This window comes from Caulobacter sp., from assembly GCF_035254145.1.
In the GTDB taxonomy this organism is placed as follows: Bacteria; Pseudomonadota; Alphaproteobacteria; order Caulobacterales; family Caulobacteraceae; genus Caulobacter.
In genome coordinates, this window is sequence record NZ_DATFAV010000194.1 from 1 (window position 1) to 4,115 (window position 4,115).

Below are 4,115 nucleotides of genomic sequence, written 5' to 3' on the forward strand. Positions count from 1 at the left end.
GGGCCAAAAGGTCGGCGCGCACCGCATGGAACGGTTGGAAATCGGCCAGGCGCGCGGCGTCCAGGGCGTCCAGTTCGGCCAGGGCCGTGGCCGGCCCCGCCATCTCCGCCAGGGCGACCGCGCGGTTGACCCGCACGAACGGATCCTCTCCGAAGCCCAGCAAGGCGTCATGCAGAGCCAGGATCGCCGGCCAGGGCGGCGGATCGTCCAGCGACCGCCGCGCGCTCCAGGCGCCATGCAGGGCCGCTCGCAGCTGCCGGGGGCCGGGCGCGTTCAGCCGCGCGGCCCGTCGCAGCAGGAGGTCGGCTTCGTCGATCAGGGGACGGCGCCACAGGGCCGGATCCTGGTCGGCCAGCGGGACCATGGCCCCCTCGGCGTCAAGCCGCGCCGGCCGTCGCGCCTCGGCGAAGCGGACCAGGGCGGCGAAGGCCAGGCACTCGGCTTCGTTCGGCAAGAGCTCGGCCAGCACGGCGGTCAGGCCCAGCATCTCCTGGGCGTAGCCGGCGTGGGCGCCCGCCCCGGCCGCGTCCTCGTGGGCGCGGGCGTAGGCCACCTCCAGGGTCGAGAGCACGGCGGCCAGGCGCTCGGGCCAGGCCTCGGGGCCGGGAACCTCGAACGACACGCCGGCCTGCGCGATCTTCTTCTTGGCGCGGGTCAGGCGCTGCAGCATGGCCGGCTCGGAGACCAGGAAGGCGCGGGCGATCTCCTGGCTCGACAGCCCGCAGACCAGCCGCAGGGTCAGGGCCGCGCGGGCCTCGGGGGCGACGGCCGGGTGGCAGCAGACGAAGATCAGCCGCAGCCGCTCGTCGGGGATCAGGCGGGCGTCAAAGACCAGTTGATCCTCGGCCGAGGGTTCCGGTTCGAGCGGTTCGGGCGCGAGGCGCGACCTGACATTCCGTTTACGGATCAAATCCAGCGCGTGGCGTCGCGCCGTGGCGTAGAGCCAGGCGTCGGGCGCCAGCGGCGGAGTGGTCGGCCAGACGGCCGCCGCCCGCGCGCAGGCCTCGGCGAAGGCCTCCTCGGCCAGGTCGAGGTCGCGGAACGCCGCCGCCAGGGCGGCGACGATCCGGCCGCCGGACGCGCGCGCCGCGCGGTCCAGCACGAGGTTGGCGTCCCGAGCGGTCAATCTTCGTCGATCAGCGGCCGGACCTCGATCGAGCCGTCGCCGGCCAGGGGCACGCGCTTGGCCAGGGCCAGGGCCTCGTCCAGGCTGGCGGCCTCGACGATGTAGAAGCCGCCCAACTGCTCGCGCGCCTCGGCGTAGGGGCCGTCGTGCAGGGCGTACTGGCCCGACGCCTTGCGGGCGGTGGTGGCGGTGTCGCTGGTCTTCAGCCCCGCGCCGCCTTGCAGCATTCCCTTGGACGCCAGTTCGCCGGCGAAGGCCTGGTGCGCGGCCAGGATTTCCTCCCAGGCGCGGCCGTTCTCGCCGCGATAGCGGCTTTCGTCCTCGAAGATCAGCAGGGCGTATTTCATGACGATCACTCCTGGCGAGCCCGCGACCCTCGCGGCGCTTCGATCCTTGAGACGCGTGAGCTCCGGCGGATTCGACAGCGGGCCCCGAAAAATGTCGAGGGTGCAGGCGAGTGGATACACGGCCAGCCTAAATCCTCCCCCGCTAGGGGGAGGATTTAGGAGCGTTCGCGGCGCTCAATCATCCGCGTTCGCGATCTTGAATTCCACGAAATCAACCGCTTCTGACTTTTACCCCCTCTCTAATGATCCGCGTTCAGCCGCGCTCCATACTCTTCCTCACCCGATGGCTTGGAAGGGACGTCCGGCCGGCGATCGTGACGGCTGTCGGGGGTGGTCGAGCGGGAAGCGCTCGCCGGTCTTTCTTCGGGAAGGCGTCTTCGCGACGGATCCAGCACGGGCTCCCTGAAACATCGGGACGAAAGGCTGGCGGCGAAGGCTTCGGCGGCGCGACAGGTCCGGGCTGAAATCGCCCGGGCGTTCCGGGACCGGGGTCGTCGCCCCGGCCCGCCCGTCGGGGGCCGACTGTCGGGAGCGGGTTAAAACCCCGCGCCCCGCTGGCTCACCGGATAACGAACCACGCGGAGCGTCCTGGCTTCGTCGAAACGGTACTCACTACCCAAACCTCCGGACGGATGTCCGGCGCTCCGCGTCCCTTCCATCCCTTCAGCGGCCAGCCGCGTGAGGCGGGAAAGCCATGTCCCAATCCTCCTCTCCGACGGGGGCGGATTTGTCTGGAACAGCTGTATGACCCGCGACATAACTGAGGGCATGGACGGATCGACACCCAACACCGCGCCCTTCCGGGACACTCGCTACGCGCCGCGCGCGCTGGACGTCGAGCGCCAGGGCCAGACCCTGATCCTGCGCAATCCCAATCCCTATTCGGACGCGGTGCGGACGACGACCGAGCCGCTGGCGCGGTGGGCCGCCGAGGCGCCGGACCGGGTCTGGTTGGCCGAACGAGTCGCCGGCGCCGACGGCTGGCGCACGGTCACCTACGCTCAGGCCAAGGCGCGGATCGAGGCCCTGACCGGCGGCCTGGCGGCGCTGGGGCTCGAGCGCGGCCAGCCGCTGCTGATCCTGGCCCGCAACGGGATCGACCACGCCCTGATCGCCTACGCCGCCATGAGTCTGGGCGCGCCCGCCGCGCCGGTCTCCCCGCAGTACGGGCTCAAGGGCGCGGACCTGACCCGCCTGCGGCACGCGGTCGAGCGGCTGAAGCCGGCCGCCGTCTATGTCGACGACGCCGAGGCGTTCGGCGAGGCCCTGGCCGCGCCGTTCCTGGCCGGCCTGCCCGTGATCGTCAGCCGCAACGCCCGTCCAGGCGATGTCGCCCTCGAGGACTTGCTGAAGAGCGCGCCACGCCCGCCGGTCGCTCGCCCGGGGGACATCGCCAAGCTGCTGCTGACCTCCGGCTCGACCGGCAAGCCCAAGGCGGTGCTGTGCACCCAGGCCAACATCGCGCTGAACGCCGCCCAGATCGAGGCCTGCTACGCCGATCCGGAGCCGCCGGTGCTGGTCAATTCCGCGCCGTGGAGCCACAGCCTGGGCGCCAACGCCATACTGCACATGGTGCTGCACCGGGGCGGGACCCTCTATATCGACGCCGGCCAGCCGGTTCCGGGCCGCTTCGACGAGACCGTGCGGAACCTGCGCGAGGTCGCCACGACCTATCACAACATGGTCCCCGCCGGCTGGGCCATGCTGGTCGGCGAGCTGGAGCGTGATCCGGCCCTGGCGGCCAGGTTCTTCGAGAAGGTCCGTGTGCTGCAGTACGGCGGGGCGTCCATGGCCCAGTCGATCCTGGATCGCGTCCAGGCCGTGGCCGTGCGGACGGTGGGCGAGCGGATCAGTTTCGCGGCCGGCTACGGCGCGACCGAGACCGGGCCGACGGCCTGCAACATCCATTGGCCCAACGCCCGCTCGGGCATGATCGGCCTGCCGACGCCTGGCACTTCGGTGAAACTGGTCCCGGCGGGGGAGGGCGGCAAGTTCGAGATCCGGGTGAAGGGGCCGCAGGTCTCGCCGGGTTATCTGGACCAGCCGGAAGCCACCGAGCAGGCCTTCGACGAGGACGGCTTCTACCGCCTGGGCGACGCCGCGCGGCTGGCCGATCCGGAGGATCCCTCGGCGGGCCTCGTCTTCGACGGGCGGCTGGTCGAGAACTTCAAGCTGGCCAGCGGGGCCTTCGTGGCCGCCGGCGCGCTGCGGGTGGCGGCCGTCTCGGCCCTGGGCGGGCTCGTTTCGGACGCGATCGTCTGCGGCGAGGGTCGCGAGGGGATCGGCCTGATGCTGTTCCTCGACGCCAAGGCCTGCGAGCGGCTCAAGAGCGAGCACGGGGGCGACGAGGCGGCGGTGCGGGCGGCGATCGCCGAGCGCCTGGCGACCTACAACCAGCACGCCAAGGGCGGGACGGGTCGGATCGCCCGGGCGCTGATCCTGGAGGGCGCGCCCGACGCGGCCAGCGGCGAGCTGACCGACAAGGGCTATATCAACCAGTCCCTGGCGCGCGAACGCCGACCCGTCGAGCTGGAGCGGCTGTTCGCGGAGAGCCCGGACTCGGACATTCTTGTCTTCTGACCGGCCAACAACCGCTCATCCCCGCGAAAGCGGGGACCTAGGCGACGTTGCCGGCGCTCCTC

At 71.6% G+C, this 4,115-nt stretch carries 3 protein-coding genes; 1 reads left to right on the forward strand and 2 read right to left on the reverse strand.

Annotated features, from left to right (window positions below):
* Together VJ655_RS11905 and VJ655_RS11910 are read right to left on the reverse strand one after the other, a co-directional pair.
* Positions 1-1,102: RNA polymerase sigma factor (locus VJ655_RS11905; protein WP_324111311.1), on the reverse strand; the 1,102-nt coding region annotated here is incomplete at its 3' end.
* A 20-nt stretch (positions 1,103-1,122) separates the two neighbouring features.
* Complete coding sequence (locus VJ655_RS11910) at positions 1,123-1,473, reverse strand: YciI family protein (RefSeq protein WP_324111309.1); 351 nt, start codon at positions 1,471-1,473, stop codon at positions 1,123-1,125.
* Positions 1,474-2,241: 768 nt separating this feature from the next.
* Between VJ655_RS11910 and VJ655_RS11915 the strand changes: the two genes are divergently transcribed.
* On the forward strand, positions 2,242-4,053 hold the full coding sequence (locus tag VJ655_RS11915) for a feruloyl-CoA synthase (RefSeq protein ID WP_324111313.1): 1,812 nt from the start codon (positions 2,242-2,244) through the stop codon (positions 4,051-4,053).
* Positions 4,054-4,115 lie beyond the last annotated feature (62 nt).